Origin of the sequence: Shewanella carassii (genome assembly GCF_019670705.1) — a bacterium.
Lineage (GTDB): Bacteria > Pseudomonadota > Gammaproteobacteria > Enterobacterales > Shewanellaceae > Shewanella > Shewanella carassii.
The window spans coordinates 2,023,720-2,037,994 of the sequence record NZ_AP024618.1 but is presented as its reverse complement, the minus strand read 5'-3'; the positions used below and the strand labels follow the sequence as shown (position 1 = coordinate 2,037,994).

Below are 14,275 nucleotides of genomic sequence, written 5' to 3'. Positions count from 1 at the left end.
TTGGTGTTTAACTTTCGCGCCGCAAAAATCATACGGGCGTTTAAAATTTTGATCATCATCACATAAAAGCTTTTATTTGCCTAGTCCCCCGGATTGGATTTTCTCCCATGGAGAAATCCGGCCAAGGTCTGCGCTACTTCGCTGGCATTGCCCATGTGTAAATGGTGATCCCCTTGTAGTTGCACTATTTGCAAGTCACTGTACCAGGCGCGGGCCTGGGGTAAACTCTGCACCAATCCAGGAAATCCCTGCTCACCCGTGATAAGTAAGCTGGGGATGGCGATCCCCTGCATCAGCGATGCTACCTGCTCAAAACAAAGTCGCATCGGCGAATCGAGTCGCAGTCTTGGGTCGCTGCGCCATCTGGCGCCTTGGGCATCAATTTGCATATTGCGCGTCACCAACAATCTGGACCAAGGCTCGGCCAATCCGGTCAGTTGTACCCGGGCTCTGATGGCCGGTTCAACACTGTCATAAACCACTTGGCGGCGTTTGCTGCAAAGCATGCGTTTATGGGCTGTAAAGCTCTTTCTCAGTCTCGGCTTGACCTGCTCGACCGCTTCATAGAGAGGAGCGAAAGCTTCAATCAACAGCAGCTTGGCAACTCGCTCGGGAAACGCGGCAGCATAGGCGCTGGCGACGATTCCCCCCAGCGAATGCCCTAAAAGAATGACAGGTTCATCGACAGTTAAACTGTCGAGCAGCAACTCAAGATCATATAGATAATCAACCCAATGTAGTGGGTAATGCCCAGGTCTGTGCTCCGATAAACCATGTCCCGGCCAGTCGATGGCCAGAACACGATAATCATCCATCAGCTTCTCAGCCAAAGGGGCAAAGCTGTTGCTGTTATCCAGCCATCCATGCAATGCCAATATCAGGGGTTTATCTTCCGCGCCCCAGCATTGGGCGGCCAGGTTGAGATGCGGCAGCGGGATGTTCTGTGCTTTTACGGGGGCGGAAGGTTGCCACATAATTCCTCTGTTGTCAGCGTATCAGTTCGCTTTTTTGATAAATTTGAGTGTCATCCGGTCACTTTCTCCTATCTTGAGGTAAGTGTCCCTGTCCTGCTCACCCAATCGTAATGTCGGCGGCAAGGTCCAGACGCCTTTGGGGTAATCTTTACTGTCCCTGGCATTAGCGTTGATCTCACTACTGGCTTCCAAGGTGAAACCGACCTTTTCTGCCAGTGCTATCATCTCACTTTGCATCATGTAACCGCTGTCAGGGCCGTTGCCGGCTTTGCCCCTGTGCTCAACCACACCAAAGACGCCGCCATCTTTAAGCACATTAAAGGCAGCCTGAAACACGGTTTGCAGTTGCCCCTGACTGGCCCAGTTATGCAGGTTTCTGAAAGTGAGTACAGCATCGGCGCTGGCATCTTCCCCCAGTTTGACCTGCGCGGGAGGATCCAAAACCACCAGTTTGATTTTCCCAAGCTCTTTGGGGTGGGCTTGAAGCCATTCAAGATAACGCTTGCCCGCCTTGGCCCGATAACGGCTGCCAGGGGTGTCTTCCTGCGGCTCTGTGTTAAAACCGGCGGCAATATACTGCCCCTTGTCCGCCAACATGGGCGCCAGGATTTCTGTGTACCAGCCACCGCCGGGCCAGAGTTCAATCACGGTTTGCTCTGCGGTGATCCCAAAAAAATCCAGTGTCTGCTCTGGATGACGATATTGGTCGCGTTCAACATTGGCTTCCCGGCGAAAGTCACTGTTAACCGCCTCCAGCAACGCCTGTTCGCCGGCCTGCACCGCACCGCTGCCAAGCAGCAAGCCTGCCAATAGCCACACCTTGCCAAGCGGCGTTGCCAGCTTGCGATTGAATTGCTTGTATTCCATTTCCCTTCTCCTTTGAATCTGGACTTATGCTACGGCAACAGACCCGCCGACACGACTTTTTGGCACACACTAGTGCCAAATAAAATTGCAGTTCAAGCTAACAGTGAGCGGCAGACTTGCCAAGGATCAGTTTGATTTTCCATCTATGCGGCGCCAGCAAAGCAGTAGCGCCAATAAGCCGGAAGTGAACCACAGCAATACCCAGACGAACGCAGGCACCCAGCTGTACTCAGCCAGCAATACCGCATCCCCCCTGTCGTCCAGCCCCAGCAACACTGCAGGACTGGCAAGCGCGTTGAGCATCACCATCAAGGCCACCAGGCGCAGACTGCCGCTGAGCGTGCCAAATAAAATTGCAGTTCAAGCTAACAGTGAGCGGCAGACTTGCCAAGGATCAGTTTGATTTTCCATCTATGCGGCGCCAGCAAAGCAGTAGCGCCAATAAGCCGGAAGTGAACCACAGCAATACCCAGACGAACGCAGGCACCCAGCTGTACTCAGCCAGCAATACCGCATCCCCCCTGTCGTCCAGCCCCAGCAACACTGCAGGACTGGCAAGCGCGTTGAGCATCACCATCAAGGCCACCAGGCGCAGACTGCCGCTGAGCAATCGATTGCCGCCAAATTTCAGCGGCAGCAAAAACAGAACACTCAGGCTAATGAGGATACTCAGGGTCAGTACGTCCCGCCCCCACAACAGTATGGTGAGCAGCACCAAGGCGCCGATAAAGGCGAAACTTATACGGATCCCCCGCGGCCAAGTAGCCAGGTGGTAAAGCAGGCAGCCCCAAAAGGCCGCCCCCAAATAACCACTGAAGCCGATAAGGAGCGGCCAACCACCCTGACTGAAGCAGAAACCGGCGCCACTCGGAAAGAGTTGGATATGGCTGACAATCCCGCCGCTTAACAACGTTGCCAGCGCATGGGACAACTCATGGAAATAGCTTTCCAACCATTTGAAGGGTACAGAGACATAGGGCAGATGAGTCAACATCAAGGCCAGCAGGAGTTCCAGCAGAAACTGGCCTCTTCCGGGTAATTGCACTGAATGGGACGATTTTACAAACGCGTTATCGGCTGCGGAACTATCAGGCGTAGACATCTATGCCCACCATGGCTGAGATAGCGTCCCGCTGCGCGGCGTGTTGGGTATGGAGATAGAGGGCGATTGCATCAGAATGACCTGCGGTTTCCCGCTTCAGTTGCTCTCTTTGTTGGTATTTGTCGTTAAGGGCTTGGCTGTCAAACTCGACCAGTTGCCTGGATGGGCTGACAAGAATTTCATCATAAGTCTCAACGGTTTGCTGGGCACGCTCAGGAGGCCTGTTGCCGGCTACCGCCTGCGACAGACTTTGAACTGCACCCGGATGTCCCGTCTGCTTGATCATCATGATACTGGTTTGATCCCCGTTTACCCCTGGCCCTTGGGTTAATTAAGCCACCAGCGCCCTATTCTCTTCCTGGCAACTTTTTCCAGGCAACAGTATCTCGCAAATACACTGGCGCCAGCTCATCGACCGAGGTGGCCAGCCCTTGTTGCCAACCAAGGTTTGCCAAAGCAAGCATAGCACTGGCTTGAGGATATTTCACCGCATCCAGCAAGGTCAAGTTTTCGGCATGTTGTAAAAGTGCCGGGTAGGCATCAAACCCGGTGCCGCAGCAATACACCTTGTCCGCATTGGCAAAGGGCGAGGTCATTGTCTCTGGGGCGCTCACTTGCTCTATGCCAACCAGTTTGGCCATACCGGACTCCTGTTCAAACGCCGCCCAATAGATTTCGCCCATGCGGGCATCTATGGCACAAATCACCTGCTGTGCACCATGTTCGGTTATGGCCTGTTGCGCCATTACTGCCAAGGTAGAGATGCCGATTACAGGGACATCCAGCCCTAGCGCCAACCCTTGAGTCATAGAGGTGCAGATACGGATACCGGTGAAACTGCCTGGCCCACGGCCATAGGCGATAAGGCCGATATCTTGCATCTTGAGCCCGGACTGACTCAGCAAGTTCTCTATCATGGGCAGCAATCTTTGGCTGTGTTCACGGGGCGCATCGACAGATTCCGCAATACTGCCACCTTGCCATGCCAGCGCCGCTGAGCAAAGTTCGGTACAGGTATCCAGAGCCAGAATAACAGGAGAGTTGGCAAGCTTAGTCGATGTCATGGGTTCAACCTTGATGGGCGAAGGCATGGCCTTCGGCGAGTTAATAGCGGCGGGATCATACCATCAAATACGCTGAAACCAAGCCCGGATCTGCCCTTGTGATCCTTATCATGGACAATGAGAACAGTTCTCAACTAATATGGAGTCCCCTTTTCGGTTAGCGTCTGTTATGTCCAGCCCTTCTCAATCTTCCAATGAAACCGCGGTTTCGCGGTTGAAACATGCCTTTGTCGCCGGTATTTGGGCCACGCTCATCAGCATAGCCATCGGGTTTTCCTTCAAAGTCTGGCTCGCCAGCTGGGTTCCCAAGGCGGACCTGGCCATCTATCACACGGTTATCGATATCATCTCGCTGTCACTGATCCTGATGACAGGCTTTCGCTCATCCATGGTGGTGTCTTACAGCCAGATCCGCAACGACAGGGATATCATCAATATTTTTCGCTATGCGCTGATCCTTGTGGTGCTGTTGACCTGGGGCATCATACTGCCCTATATCAAGCACAAACTCGCCATAGATGTGGAATACCTGCAACTGGTGGGCATCATAGTCAGCATGGGACTCAAGGTGTACTTTACCAACCTGGTTGCCATGTATCGCCTCTATGAAATCAGCAACAAGGTAACCTGGCTGGAGCCGCTGTCTTTGGTGCTGGCCTTTGCCCTGTGTTACTACGGGCTGAGTATGGCGCCGCTGGGGGCACTCTTTTACGCTACAACGCTGTCATCTCTGATTATCGCGGCCTTTATGTATCTGAGAAGACGGCGTCAAATCGCCACCGCGCCGCTCGCCAAGGTCAATCTGGAGCCGGCACTAAAAAGCTTTATGAAGCGCAGTGTCACCGCCTCGCTCGAAGCCGGCTCCAGCATTCTGATGATCTATATTACCGTACTGCTGACCATACGTTATTTCAGTGTCGAAGAGTTGGGGGATTTCCAAGTGGTGGTCAGGCCGGTATTTACCTACATGACCTTGCTGTTTGTATTCCCCATCTACCGCTTCGTATTGCCTGAATTGGCGGTCTGTGTTCGCGCCCAGGACAATGAACAGATCCGCGCCATCAAACACTGGCTCTACAAGCTGGCGCTGGTTGTCAGCATCAGTTTCTTTGTTGTCATGCTGCTGGGCGGCGAGAGTCTGTTCAGAATGTTGTTTCCGCCCCAGTATCACGGCGCCGTCCCGGTACTGCTGCACTATGCCATTTTCTTCATCTTTCTAATGCTTAACGGCTACCAACTGGCCTATATCAAGGCCAAAGGCTACTTCAATGCCAGTTTGCTGATCCGCCTCGCCGGCATAGCAACTCTGGTGGGCGCCTTCTTCCTGCTCAGGCAACTGACGGCCAATGTGGTGGCGGTGATCCTCGCCCTCGGCTGCGGTTACTTGATGATGTACCTGATAGGCGCTCTGGTGGAGCGCCATATCCGCCACAGTAAAGCCCAGGCTTCACCGGCCGTTTCCTAAGGAAGGTGCGAATAAGTCCCATCTGTGCTTTGCGTTGGCTTACGGGCACCAACCAAGGAAAGCGGCCAGTCTGATTTACTCTTGAGTCAATTGCGCTTGATAGTAGCTTCGGGCTATGGCCGTTTTCACCTTCAGCGGCTAAGGTTAACCCCAAGGAATAGTACGCAATAGCAAAGGATTGGAGGCCAGGGAATGCCAGGCGCCTATGCACACCTCACCATGGTCAACAGCCTCAGACAGCCACTTGAGCTGGAGGCTGTTCCCAATATGCCCAAGGCCGCTATTCGCGCCTTACTGAAACACTTCAAGTACTGCGAACTTGGAGCGGTCAGCCCGGATTATCCCTATCTTGCTCTCAATGACCGCCAACAGGCCAAAAGCTGGGCCGACAAGATGCACTACCTGCATAGCGGCGAAATGCTCAAGGCCGGCGTTCGTCACCTGGCCTGCAGTGAAGGGGAAGAACGCGACAAGGGCCTGGCCTGGTTGCTGGGCTATTGTGCCCATGTAATCACAGATGTCACTGTGCATCCGGTTATTGAGATGAAAGTCGGCCCCTACAAAGACAACGCCGATGCCCACAGGCATTGTGAAATGCATCAGGATGCCTACATCTATCCAAAGCTCAATCTCGGGGCAATCGGTCTGTCCGAACACTTGGATTCCGGCATCGCCGCCTGCTGCGATGCCACAGGCCAGAAACTGGATCCTGTCATAGAGAGATTGTGGGACAACTGCTTCAAAGACGTATATAGAGAGGAATGGGCCAATAATCCACCAGCCATCAATGACTGGCATAAAGGCTTTATCACTGTGGTGGACAAGATTGCCGAGGAAGGCAACAGACTGCTACCGTTTGCCCGCCACTTGGGCGTCAAGTTCGCCGTCCTCTACCCGAGCCAAGAGCAGATTGAAACAGCGTATTTAACCCTAGCTACCCCTGAGGGCGAGATGCATTATGACGAGATTTTTCTGCGCGCCAGAGAAAACGTCAAACACTTTTGGCAACTCATCGCCAGCGGCGTACTGGCGCAAGACAGCACCTATCTGGAAAGTATCAAAGATTGGAATTTGGACACGGGCCGAAATGCCGCCGGCGAGCTGGCGTTTTGGCAGGAACAGACCTAACAGGAACTAGCGCCGACCTACTATTTGTAGATAAGGATTCAAGGATGAAATCAATTTTCCATCAAGGCCCAATCGTCTGCCTGCTGCTAGCGCTGCTACCAATACTTGGTGGTTGCGGTCTCGGTGACAGGCATGAACAAGACTACCAACCACTGGCACCGGCACTGACCAAAGTAACCAGCGCCGCCGAGGCCACCATACGTTATGACGACCATCCTGACAGCATAGATGGTCAAAGCTTGTTGGCGTTGGCTACCGCCCATGATGCCTCTCTGCTCGAGCCATTCCGCCAATATCAACTGCATCTGTTTCGTATCGAGGATCATGCCCTCTTGTTGCTGTGCAGCGCAGACGGTAAAACGGCACTGATGGAAGACAGTGGCTGCACCGCCAAACTCGATAAACAACATTGGCAACAGGGCACACATCCCTGCGAAACCAGTATTGCACCTGCCAACATCTGCCAGGAAGAACTGTGATCTTCATCATAGAGTCCCGTTTCGGGCAAAGGGTATCCTAAGCGCTATTGGGCGCTTGTGCCCCTTTAACCTCAATAGCTTAGTGCTGGTTGCCAGATCTTGAGAAAAGTGCCGGCAAACAGCTATCCGCCATAGCAGTAAAGGAACTCTCATGTCAGATAGTCATTGCCGTCACGGCAGCTTCACCAAACCTCTTCGTCGCCTTCGCCGTCTTCGCAGCTCAGAAGCCATGCGGGATCTGGTTCGCGAGCAGCAAGTTTCCCTGACCGATCTGGTGCACCCACTGTTCATCGAAGAAGACATTACCGAGCCTGTGGCCATCAGCACCCTTCCCGGGATCAGCAGATTGCCCGAGAGCATGCTGGCAGCTGAGATCCGTGAGCTTAAGGCCCTCGGGATCCGCTATGTGATGCCCTTTGGTATTTCACACCATAAAGATGCCATCGGCAGCGATACCTGGAACGATGATGGCCTGTTGGCACGGATGATCCGCACCATCAAGCAGGAAGCACCCGAGATGCTGGTGATCCCGGATATCTGTTTCTGCGAGTACACAGATCACGGCCACTGCGGTGTGGTCGAGCACAATGAAGTCTGTAATGACGCGACTGTGGAAAACCTGGTCAAGCAGTCTGTCTGCGCTGCCCGCGCCGGTGCCGACATGCTGGCTCCTTCGGCCATGATGGACGGCCAAATTCGGGCCATACGTGAGGGCCTGGATGCGGCCGGTTTTGAAAATGTCGCCATTTTGGCCCACTCGGCCAAGTTTGCTTCCTCTTTCTATGGCCCATTCCGGGCGGCGGTAGATTGTGAACTCAGCGGCAATCGTAAAGGTTATCAACTGGATAGCGCCAATGGCCGGCAAGCGCTGTTGGAGGCCCTGCTCGATGAAGAGGAAGGCGCCGATATTCTGATGGTTAAGCCAGGTACGCCTTATCTGGATGTGTTGTCACAATTGAGAGAGCGTACCGAGTTACCTTTGGCGGCTTATCATGTGGGCGGTGAATATGCCGGGATCAAGTTCGCTGCTCTGGCCGGCGCTCTGGACGAAAGGGCCGTGGTTACCGAAAGCTTTGTCGGCTTCAAACGCGCCGGTGCCAGCTTGATTGTCAGCTACTACACCAAGCAATTTGCTTCCTGGCTGGCCGCAGATCGCGGCTAATCGCTAGTACAGAGAGCAAACAGGCGCCTGAAAGTAGGCGCCTTTTTGCTATCAATTTATTTGCCCCAAAAATTGGATAAACACTATCAATAACAGTATCAAGCTGTTTTTAATCAATTTATACCTTCAAGAAAAGACAAAGCAGACTGCAAATTGCGGGTTCTGTACATGGGCGGCAAGGAGTTGAGAAATGCCTGACCATAGCTGCGATTGACGATGCGATTATCACAGAGAATTAGCACACCGCGGTCGCTCTCGTCACGAATGAGCCGTCCAACACCCTGCTTGAGTGCTATCACCGCCTGGGGCAAGGCCAACTCCACAAAGGGGTCACCCTGTCGCTTGTTGATCTCTGCAGCTCTGGCGCGATAGAGATTATCGTCCGGAGACACAAAGGGCAGTTTGTCGATTATCACGCAAGAGAGTAACTTGCCGCGCACATCCACACCTTCCCAAAAACTGCCGGTGCCCAGCAGCACGGCATTACCCAGCTGACGAAACTTTTTCAGCAAGGTCTGCTTACCGGCGCTGCCTTGCACCAGGAGTGGATAACGACTGCGACCATGAAGCGCCTGCGCCACCCGCTGGAGCATCCTGTGACTGGTAAACAAAATAAAGGTTCGGCCCTTGGCCGCATTAATCGCCTGCTCACACACCTCAAGCAGGCGCCGAAACTGATAATCCCCTTCAGAGCGCACATCCCCAAACTCCCTGGGGACACACAAAATTGCCTGGCGCCGATAGTCAAAGGGGCTGTCCAGAATAAGCTCCCTGGCCCCCTTAAGTCCCAATGTCCGGCAAAAATGGCTCAGGCTGCGATTCACCTGTAGCGTTGCCGAGGTAAATAGCCAACGGGTTTGCACCTCAAACAGCGCCTGACACGCCTTGGCAACATCAATAGGCGCCATTCTCAGCGTCGGCAGACGACTGCCCTGCTCTATGCTGTAAGCCGCACTTTGATCTTCACAGTTGAAAAACTGCTGCAGCTGCCCGCAGTAATCGAGCCATTTTTCCAGGCAATCATCCAGTTCATCACTGCGGCCGATATTGGCCAGCATCACCCGCTCCAGCGCCCGAAACTCTTCGAGCAGCTGCCAGCATTGCCTTGCAAGTTCTTTATCGGCCAACAAGGGACGCCAGTCGCTTTGCCCGGAAGCCTGGGTCATCTGCGCCCAATCCGCCAGGCGGGAGCCGCAGCGCCTGGCGAGATCGCTCAGTTGTGAAGTATCCCTGAGTTCCTGTTGATATACCGCTTCCACCCGCTCCAGCACTCGCTGCATGGCCGCGAGCGACAGCTGGCGACCAAAGTAGGTTACGGCGATATCGGCAAGCAGATGAGCCTCATCGAAAATCACCGCATCGACATCGGGCAATAACTCGGCAAAGCCGGTATCCTTGAGGATCCTGTCGGCAAAAAACAGATGATGGTTAACCACGATAATCCTGGCTTCCAGGCTTTTCTGTCTGGCCTTGCGGGTAAAGCAGCTGTCATAGAAGGCGCAGCGCTTGCCGGTGCAGCGCTCTTTCGAAGAAGCCACCAGCGCCAGTGCCGGCGACTGCTCGGAAACCGTGGCCAGCGTGCCAAGATCGCCATCTGTGCTGGCCGCGGCCCATTGATTTATCCTGAGCAGATCATCAAGCACTTCCGGGCTGCGGCTCTGGGCACCATCCAACTGCTGCTCCAGCAATAACTGACACAGATAATTGTTGCGCCCTTTGAGCAGCGCCACCCGAACTTGCAGATCCAGCATCTGCAGCAAGGCCGGCAGATCTTTATAAAACAGCTGTTCTTGCAGGTTCTTTGAGCCGGTGGAGACAATCACTTGCTTACCGGAGAGCAGCGCCGGGATCAGATAACCGAAGGTTTTGCCAACCCCGGTGCCGGCTTCGAGCACCAAAGGCACTGCAGCGCCGCTTGGGCCATGGAGTAACTGGGCCACTTCTCGGGCCATCTCCAGTTGCGGTTCTCTGGGCTTGAAGCCCCTGATATTGGAGGCCAAAGGGCCGCCCGGGGCGAAGGCCAGTGCCGTTTCGCTGACGAGTCGATTACGCATTGTGCTCCTTTTTGCCCTGGGGTATGGCGTGCATTATCGCTATTTGAGTGACGGATACAAGGGACAAACCTTATCGCCAAGCCGCTCTAGCCAACAGAGTTGGCATTGATATAGTTAACATAACCACTTAAACCAAACTCTTCAGGCTAAGGATTCGCAAACTTATGCTCAAGCGGGACCGTAAGCCGATGCAGAGCACACATGGGACTTGTTCGCCCCTTCCCTTGATGAATCCTTTTCAAGCAGCAGATGTTTTTTGATTTTGGGTGTTGCAAATTCCTGCCAAAGGGATTAGCTTAAAAACACACCAGCCGAATCGGCTCAGAATTGAATGTTTATGCGCTGCCAAATTACAGCGTGAAATCACAGGACTTATTACATGACACAGCTTCGCAACGCTATCCATCATCACCACCACGAGCGGTAGCCTTCGGAGCTGACTGCCGAAGGTTCATTCCTTCTGGCGGTTGATTCATAAGATCTGAAAACCCCTGGAAGGAATTCCGGGGGTTTTTCGTTTCCGGATTTGAGTTTTTTAACCAAGATTGAATTGACCAACAGGAATGACCACTATGACTTCAAATCGACTGCGCATCGCCATCCAGAAATCGGGCCGGCTTTCGAAAGAATCACAACAACTGCTGAAAAACTGCGGCGTAAAATTCACCGTCAACGAACAGCGTCTGATAGCCCACGCCGACAATATGCCACTGGATCTGCTGCGGGTGCGTGATGACGACATTCCCGGCCTGGTCATGGATGGTGTGGTCGATTTGGGGATCATTGGCGAGAATGTGCTGGAAGAGGAGCAGATAGAACGGCAGACACTGGGCAAACCTTCGGCCTGCAACAAACTCAGACAACTGGACTTCGGCGCCTGCCGTCTGTCGCTGGCGGTACCCAGTGAGTTCCCTTATCAGGACGCCGCCTCACTGGAAGGCTTGCGAATTGCCACTTCCTACCCCAACCTGCTGCGCCGTTTTATGCAAAATAAAGGCATAAGTTATCGCGACTGTATGCTCAAGGGCTCGGTAGAGGTCGCTCCCCGCGCCGGACTTGCCGACGGGATCTGCGATCTGGTTTCCACCGGCGCAACTCTGGAAGCCAACGGCCTGTACGAGACCGAAGTGATCTTTCGCTCTATGGCCTGTGTCATCCAATCACAGCAAACCCAAACCCCGGCCAAACAAGCCTTGATAGACAAGCTGATGAGCCGGGTCAACGGCGTCATCCGTGCCCGTGAAAGCAAATATATCCTGCTGCACGCTCCCACAGAAACCCTGGAGAAGATTGTTGCCCTGCTGCCCGGCGCGGAGAACCCCACAGTGTTGCCGCTCAACGATGACAGCAACCGGGTCGCCATCCACGCGGTCAGCACCGAAGATCTGTTCTGGGACACAATGGAAGAGCTGACCAAGCTCGGTGCCAGCTCGATTCTGGTAATGCCAATTGAAAAGATGATGGGGTGAAGCATGCAGTATCTGGTATGGGACACACTGAGCGAAAGCGAGCAGGCCGCCGCGCTCCAGCGCTCCTCCCTGGTGAGCAGCAAAGCGCTCGAGCAGAGCGTCAGCGAGATCATTGAGGCCGTCGCCGCCAAGGGTGACCAAGCCCTCAGGGAGTACAGCGAGCGCTTTGATGATATCCCCCTTGAAAATATCGCCCTCAGTCAGGCGCAGATAAAAGCCGCTGCCCAGGACGTGAGCCCTGAGCTCAAAGACGCCATCAAGACCGCCATGGCCAACATAGATGTGTTCCACAGCGCGCAGCAGCCTCAGGCTTTGGATATCAATACCCAGGCCGGAGTGCGCTGTGAGCTCAGAAGTGAGGCCATAGACAGCGTTGGCCTCTACATACCGGGCGGCAGCGCGCCGCTGATTTCTACTGTGTTGATGCTGGCGCTGCCGGCCCGAATCGCCGGTTGTCGCCGCCGGGTCTTGATAAGCCCGGCTCCGATAGACAGCGCCATCATCTACGCCGCCAGCGAATGCGGCATCGAAGAGATTTACCAATCCGGTGGCGCCCAGGCCATTGCCGCGCTGGCATTGGGCACGGAAACCATAGCACCGGTGGACAAGATATTTGGCCCCGGCAACCGTTATGTCACCGAAGCCAAGCGCCAGTTGTCCCAGGATCCCAGGGCGCGAGTCAGTATCGACATGCCGGCGGGGCCATCCGAAGTGCTGGTCATCGCCGATGAGACTGCGAGTCCAGCCTTTGTGGCGGCCGATCTCCTGTCACAGGCCGAGCACGGTCCCGACTCTCAGGTGATACTGCTCTCTAGCTGTGAATCGCTGGCAAAAGCCGTCATCCAAGAGCTGGACAAGCAGCTTGCGGCCCTGCCCCGCGCCGACATTGCCCGCCTGGCATTGGCCGAAAGCCGTATTTTACTGCTCGATTCACTGGATAAGGCTGCAGCCGTTTCCAATCGTTATGGCCCCGAACACCTTATCATCCAGACCCGTAGCCCAAGAGCGCTGCTGGCGCAAATTCGCGCCGCCGGCTCTGTGTTTCTCGGCCCCTACACCCCGGAATCTGTGGGTGATTACGCCAGCGGCACCAACCATGTGCTGCCCACTTACGGCTACAGCCGCTCGGTATCCAGCCTGTCACTGGCGGATTTCTGCCGCCGCTTTACCGTCCAGGAACTAAGCGCCGAAGGTCTGTGCGCCTTGGGGCCCTCGGTAATGACCCTGGCCCAGGCAGAGCAGCTTGATGCTCACAGCAATGCCGTTGCCCTGCGTCTGGCCTCTCTTGGGGTATCCGGCCCCGAAGGTTCAACCGAGAGTGTTTCATCCCCAAGTGCTTTCTCCGAGAGAGCTTCATCACCGAGCGTGCCGCCCGCGAGTGTAGAGGAATAACAACCATGCCTGCAGCCATCAATACCCCCTCAGAGGATCCAAAGAACGGTACTGCAGCCGTTACCCGCCAAAGCCGCGAGCTGGCCGCCGCTCTGGCTCGCCCCGAGCTTTTGGCACTCGAACCCTATCAAAGCGCCAGGCGCCTTGGCGGCCAAGGGGAAGTTTGGATCAACGCCAACGAGTCCCCCTTCAACCACACGGATATCGACCGGGTCAACCGCTACCCCGAGTGCCAGCCACCAGAGGTGATAGCCGCCTATGCCGCCTATGCCGGAGTCTCGGATTTGCAGCTCATCTGCGCCCGCGGCGCCGATGAAGCGATAGAGTTGCTGATCCGTACCTTTTGCACCCCTGGAGCAGACAGCATCGCCCTCTTTGGACCCACCTACGGCATGTACGCCATCAGCGCCGCGACCTTCAATGTCGAGGTCAAGGCACTGTCGTTGGATGACAACTTTCAGTTGCCCAAAGCGTTAACCCAGGCCCAAGGCGCCAAACTGCTGTTTATCTGCAACCCCAACAACCCCACAGGCACCTGGGTAAGCCGGGATGAAATCCTGCGGGTGCTCGAGGCCATGCCAGACACTCTAGTGGTAGTGGATGAAGCCTATATTGAATTCAGCCCCGAGCTGAGCGCCGCCGCTTTGCTCAAGGAGTATCCCAACCTGGTCGTACTGCGCACCCTCTCCAAGGCGTTTGCCCTGGCTGGAGCCCGCTGCGGCTTTATGCTGGCCAATGAAGGCATTATCGAGATGGTAAAACAGGTGCTGGCCCCCTACCCGGTACCTGTCCCTGTGGCACGCTTGGCGGCTTTGGCGTTAAGCCCTGAGGGCATAGCCAGAATGCAGGCCGATGTGGCGCAGCTCAAGACCCAGGGACAAAGAGTGGCTGAGGCGCTGGAAAGACTCGGTGCCAGGGTACTGCCAAGTGGCGGCAACTATCTGCTGGCGTATTTCGCCGATGCCCCCAAGGTGCGTGAACAGTTGCAGCACTTTGGCATAGTCGCCCGCAGCTACCGGGATCCGCGTCTTGTTGACGCCATACGTTTCAGTTTCAGCGATGACTCAGATACCGAGCGGTTGCTCGCCGCCCTGAGCCAGGTGCAATAACGATAATAAT

Annotated in this window: 14 protein-coding genes; 7 read left to right on the top strand and 7 right to left on the bottom strand. The window is 54.9% G+C overall.

The genetic code is table 11. From position 1 onward, the window contains the following. Positions 1-80: 80 nt before the first annotated feature. The 6 genes from K5621_RS09270 to tsaB all read right to left on the bottom strand — a co-directional run bounded on the left by K5621_RS09270 (position 81) and on the right by tsaB (position 4,007). Positions 81-974 carry an alpha/beta fold hydrolase gene (locus tag K5621_RS09270; protein WP_221051012.1) on the bottom strand — a complete coding sequence of 298 codons (894 nt, stop codon included), beginning with the start codon at positions 972-974 and terminating at the stop codon, positions 81-83. A 21-nt stretch (positions 975-995) separates the two neighbouring features. Then, a complete protein-coding gene (locus K5621_RS09265) occupies positions 996-1,841 on the bottom strand; it encodes a class I SAM-dependent methyltransferase (protein WP_221051011.1) in 846 nt (281 codons plus the stop codon). Positions 1,842-1,967: 126 nt separating this feature from the next. After that, the gene (locus tag K5621_RS09260) at positions 1,968-2,159 is read right to left on the bottom strand and encodes a hypothetical protein (protein ID WP_342370163.1); all 192 of its coding nucleotides are present in this window, start codon (positions 2,157-2,159) and stop codon (positions 1,968-1,970) included. Positions 2,160-2,235: 76 nt separating this feature from the next. Beyond that, the gene (locus tag K5621_RS09255) at positions 2,236-2,943 is read right to left on the bottom strand and encodes a M50 family metallopeptidase (protein ID WP_221051009.1); all 708 of its coding nucleotides are present in this window, start codon (positions 2,941-2,943) and stop codon (positions 2,236-2,238) included. Continuing rightward, a complete protein-coding gene (locus K5621_RS09250) occupies positions 2,930-3,232 on the bottom strand; it encodes a hypothetical protein (protein ID WP_100142674.1) in 303 nt (100 codons plus the stop codon). The genes K5621_RS09255 and K5621_RS09250 overlap by 14 nt, the downstream gene beginning before the upstream one ends. Before the next feature lie 58 nt (positions 3,233-3,290). Next, positions 3,291-4,007: a tRNA (adenosine(37)-N6)-threonylcarbamoyltransferase complex dimerization subunit type 1 TsaB gene (gene tsaB / locus K5621_RS09245; protein ID WP_221051008.1), complete on the bottom strand. Its 717-nt coding sequence runs from the start codon at positions 4,005-4,007 to the stop codon at positions 3,291-3,293. Positions 4,008-4,176: 169 nt separating this feature from the next. Here tsaB and K5621_RS09240 point away from each other — a divergent pair, with 169 nt between their 5' ends. The 4 genes from K5621_RS09240 to hemB all read left to right on the top strand — a co-directional run bounded on the left by K5621_RS09240 (position 4,177) and on the right by hemB (position 8,241). Next, positions 4,177-5,472, top strand: coding sequence for an MATE family efflux transporter (locus K5621_RS09240; protein ID WP_221051007.1), 1,296 nt, complete (start codon positions 4,177-4,179; stop codon positions 5,470-5,472). A 192-nt stretch (positions 5,473-5,664) separates the two neighbouring features. After that, positions 5,665-6,600: a zinc dependent phospholipase C family protein gene (locus tag K5621_RS09235; protein ID WP_221051006.1), complete on the top strand. Its 936-nt coding sequence runs from the start codon at positions 5,665-5,667 to the stop codon at positions 6,598-6,600. Between the two features lie 44 nt (positions 6,601-6,644). Beyond that, positions 6,645-7,079 carry a hypothetical protein gene (locus K5621_RS09230; protein WP_221051005.1) on the top strand — a complete coding sequence of 145 codons (435 nt, stop codon included), beginning with the start codon at positions 6,645-6,647 and terminating at the stop codon, positions 7,077-7,079. Between the two features lie 151 nt (positions 7,080-7,230). After that, a complete protein-coding gene (gene hemB / locus K5621_RS09225) occupies positions 7,231-8,241 on the top strand; it encodes a porphobilinogen synthase (RefSeq protein WP_221051004.1) in 1,011 nt (336 codons plus the stop codon). 113 nt (positions 8,242-8,354) lie between these two features. On the opposite strand, the gene yoaA is transcribed toward hemB, so the two are convergent. Next, a complete protein-coding gene (yoaA, locus tag K5621_RS09220) occupies positions 8,355-10,295 on the bottom strand; it encodes a DNA repair helicase YoaA (RefSeq protein ID WP_221051003.1) in 1,941 nt (646 codons plus the stop codon). Between the two features lie 572 nt (positions 10,296-10,867). Here yoaA and hisG point away from each other — a divergent pair. The 3 genes from hisG to hisC are packed head-to-tail and all read left to right on the top strand — an operon-like array spanning position 10,868 to position 14,265. Next, entirely contained in the window at positions 10,868-11,764 is an 897-nt protein-coding gene (gene hisG / locus K5621_RS09215) for an ATP phosphoribosyltransferase (protein ID WP_221051002.1), read from the top strand. A 3-nt stretch (positions 11,765-11,767) separates the two neighbouring features. Beyond that, positions 11,768-13,156 carry a histidinol dehydrogenase gene (hisD, locus tag K5621_RS09210; protein WP_221051001.1) on the top strand — a complete coding sequence of 463 codons (1,389 nt, stop codon included), beginning with the start codon at positions 11,768-11,770 and terminating at the stop codon, positions 13,154-13,156. 5 nt (positions 13,157-13,161) lie between these two features. Then, complete coding sequence (gene hisC / locus K5621_RS09205; RefSeq protein ID WP_221051000.1) at positions 13,162-14,265, top strand: histidinol-phosphate transaminase; 1,104 nt, start codon at positions 13,162-13,164, stop codon at positions 14,263-14,265. Positions 14,266-14,275 lie beyond the last annotated feature (10 nt).

Coding starts and splice junctions, on each gene's coding strand:
- K5621_RS09270 (WP_221051012.1), bottom strand. CDS start 974: ATGTGGCAACCTTCCGCCCCCGTAAAAGCACAGAACATCCCGCTGCCG.
- K5621_RS09265 (WP_221051011.1), bottom strand. CDS start 1,841: ATGGAATACAAGCAATTCAATCGCAAGCTGGCAACGCCGCTTGGCAAG.
- K5621_RS09255 (WP_221051009.1), bottom strand. CDS start 2,943: ATGTCTACGCCTGATAGTTCCGCAGCCGATAACGCGTTTGTAAAATCG.
- K5621_RS09250 (WP_100142674.1), bottom strand. CDS start 3,232: ATGATGATCAAGCAGACGGGACATCCGGGTGCAGTTCAAAGTCTGTCG.
- tsaB (WP_221051008.1), bottom strand. CDS start 4,007: ATGACATCGACTAAGCTTGCCAACTCTCCTGTTATTCTGGCTCTGGAT.
- K5621_RS09240 (WP_221051007.1), top strand. CDS start 4,177: ATGTCCAGCCCTTCTCAATCTTCCAATGAAACCGCGGTTTCGCGGTTG.
- K5621_RS09235 (WP_221051006.1), top strand. CDS start 5,665: ATGCCAGGCGCCTATGCACACCTCACCATGGTCAACAGCCTCAGACAG.
- K5621_RS09230 (WP_221051005.1), top strand. CDS start 6,645: ATGAAATCAATTTTCCATCAAGGCCCAATCGTCTGCCTGCTGCTAGCG.
- hemB (WP_221051004.1), top strand. CDS start 7,231: ATGTCAGATAGTCATTGCCGTCACGGCAGCTTCACCAAACCTCTTCGT.
- yoaA (WP_221051003.1), bottom strand. CDS start 10,295: ATGCGTAATCGACTCGTCAGCGAAACGGCACTGGCCTTCGCCCCGGGC.
- hisG (WP_221051002.1), top strand. CDS start 10,868: ATGACTTCAAATCGACTGCGCATCGCCATCCAGAAATCGGGCCGGCTT.
- hisD (WP_221051001.1), top strand. CDS start 11,768: ATGCAGTATCTGGTATGGGACACACTGAGCGAAAGCGAGCAGGCCGCC.
- hisC (WP_221051000.1), top strand. CDS start 13,162: ATGCCTGCAGCCATCAATACCCCCTCAGAGGATCCAAAGAACGGTACT.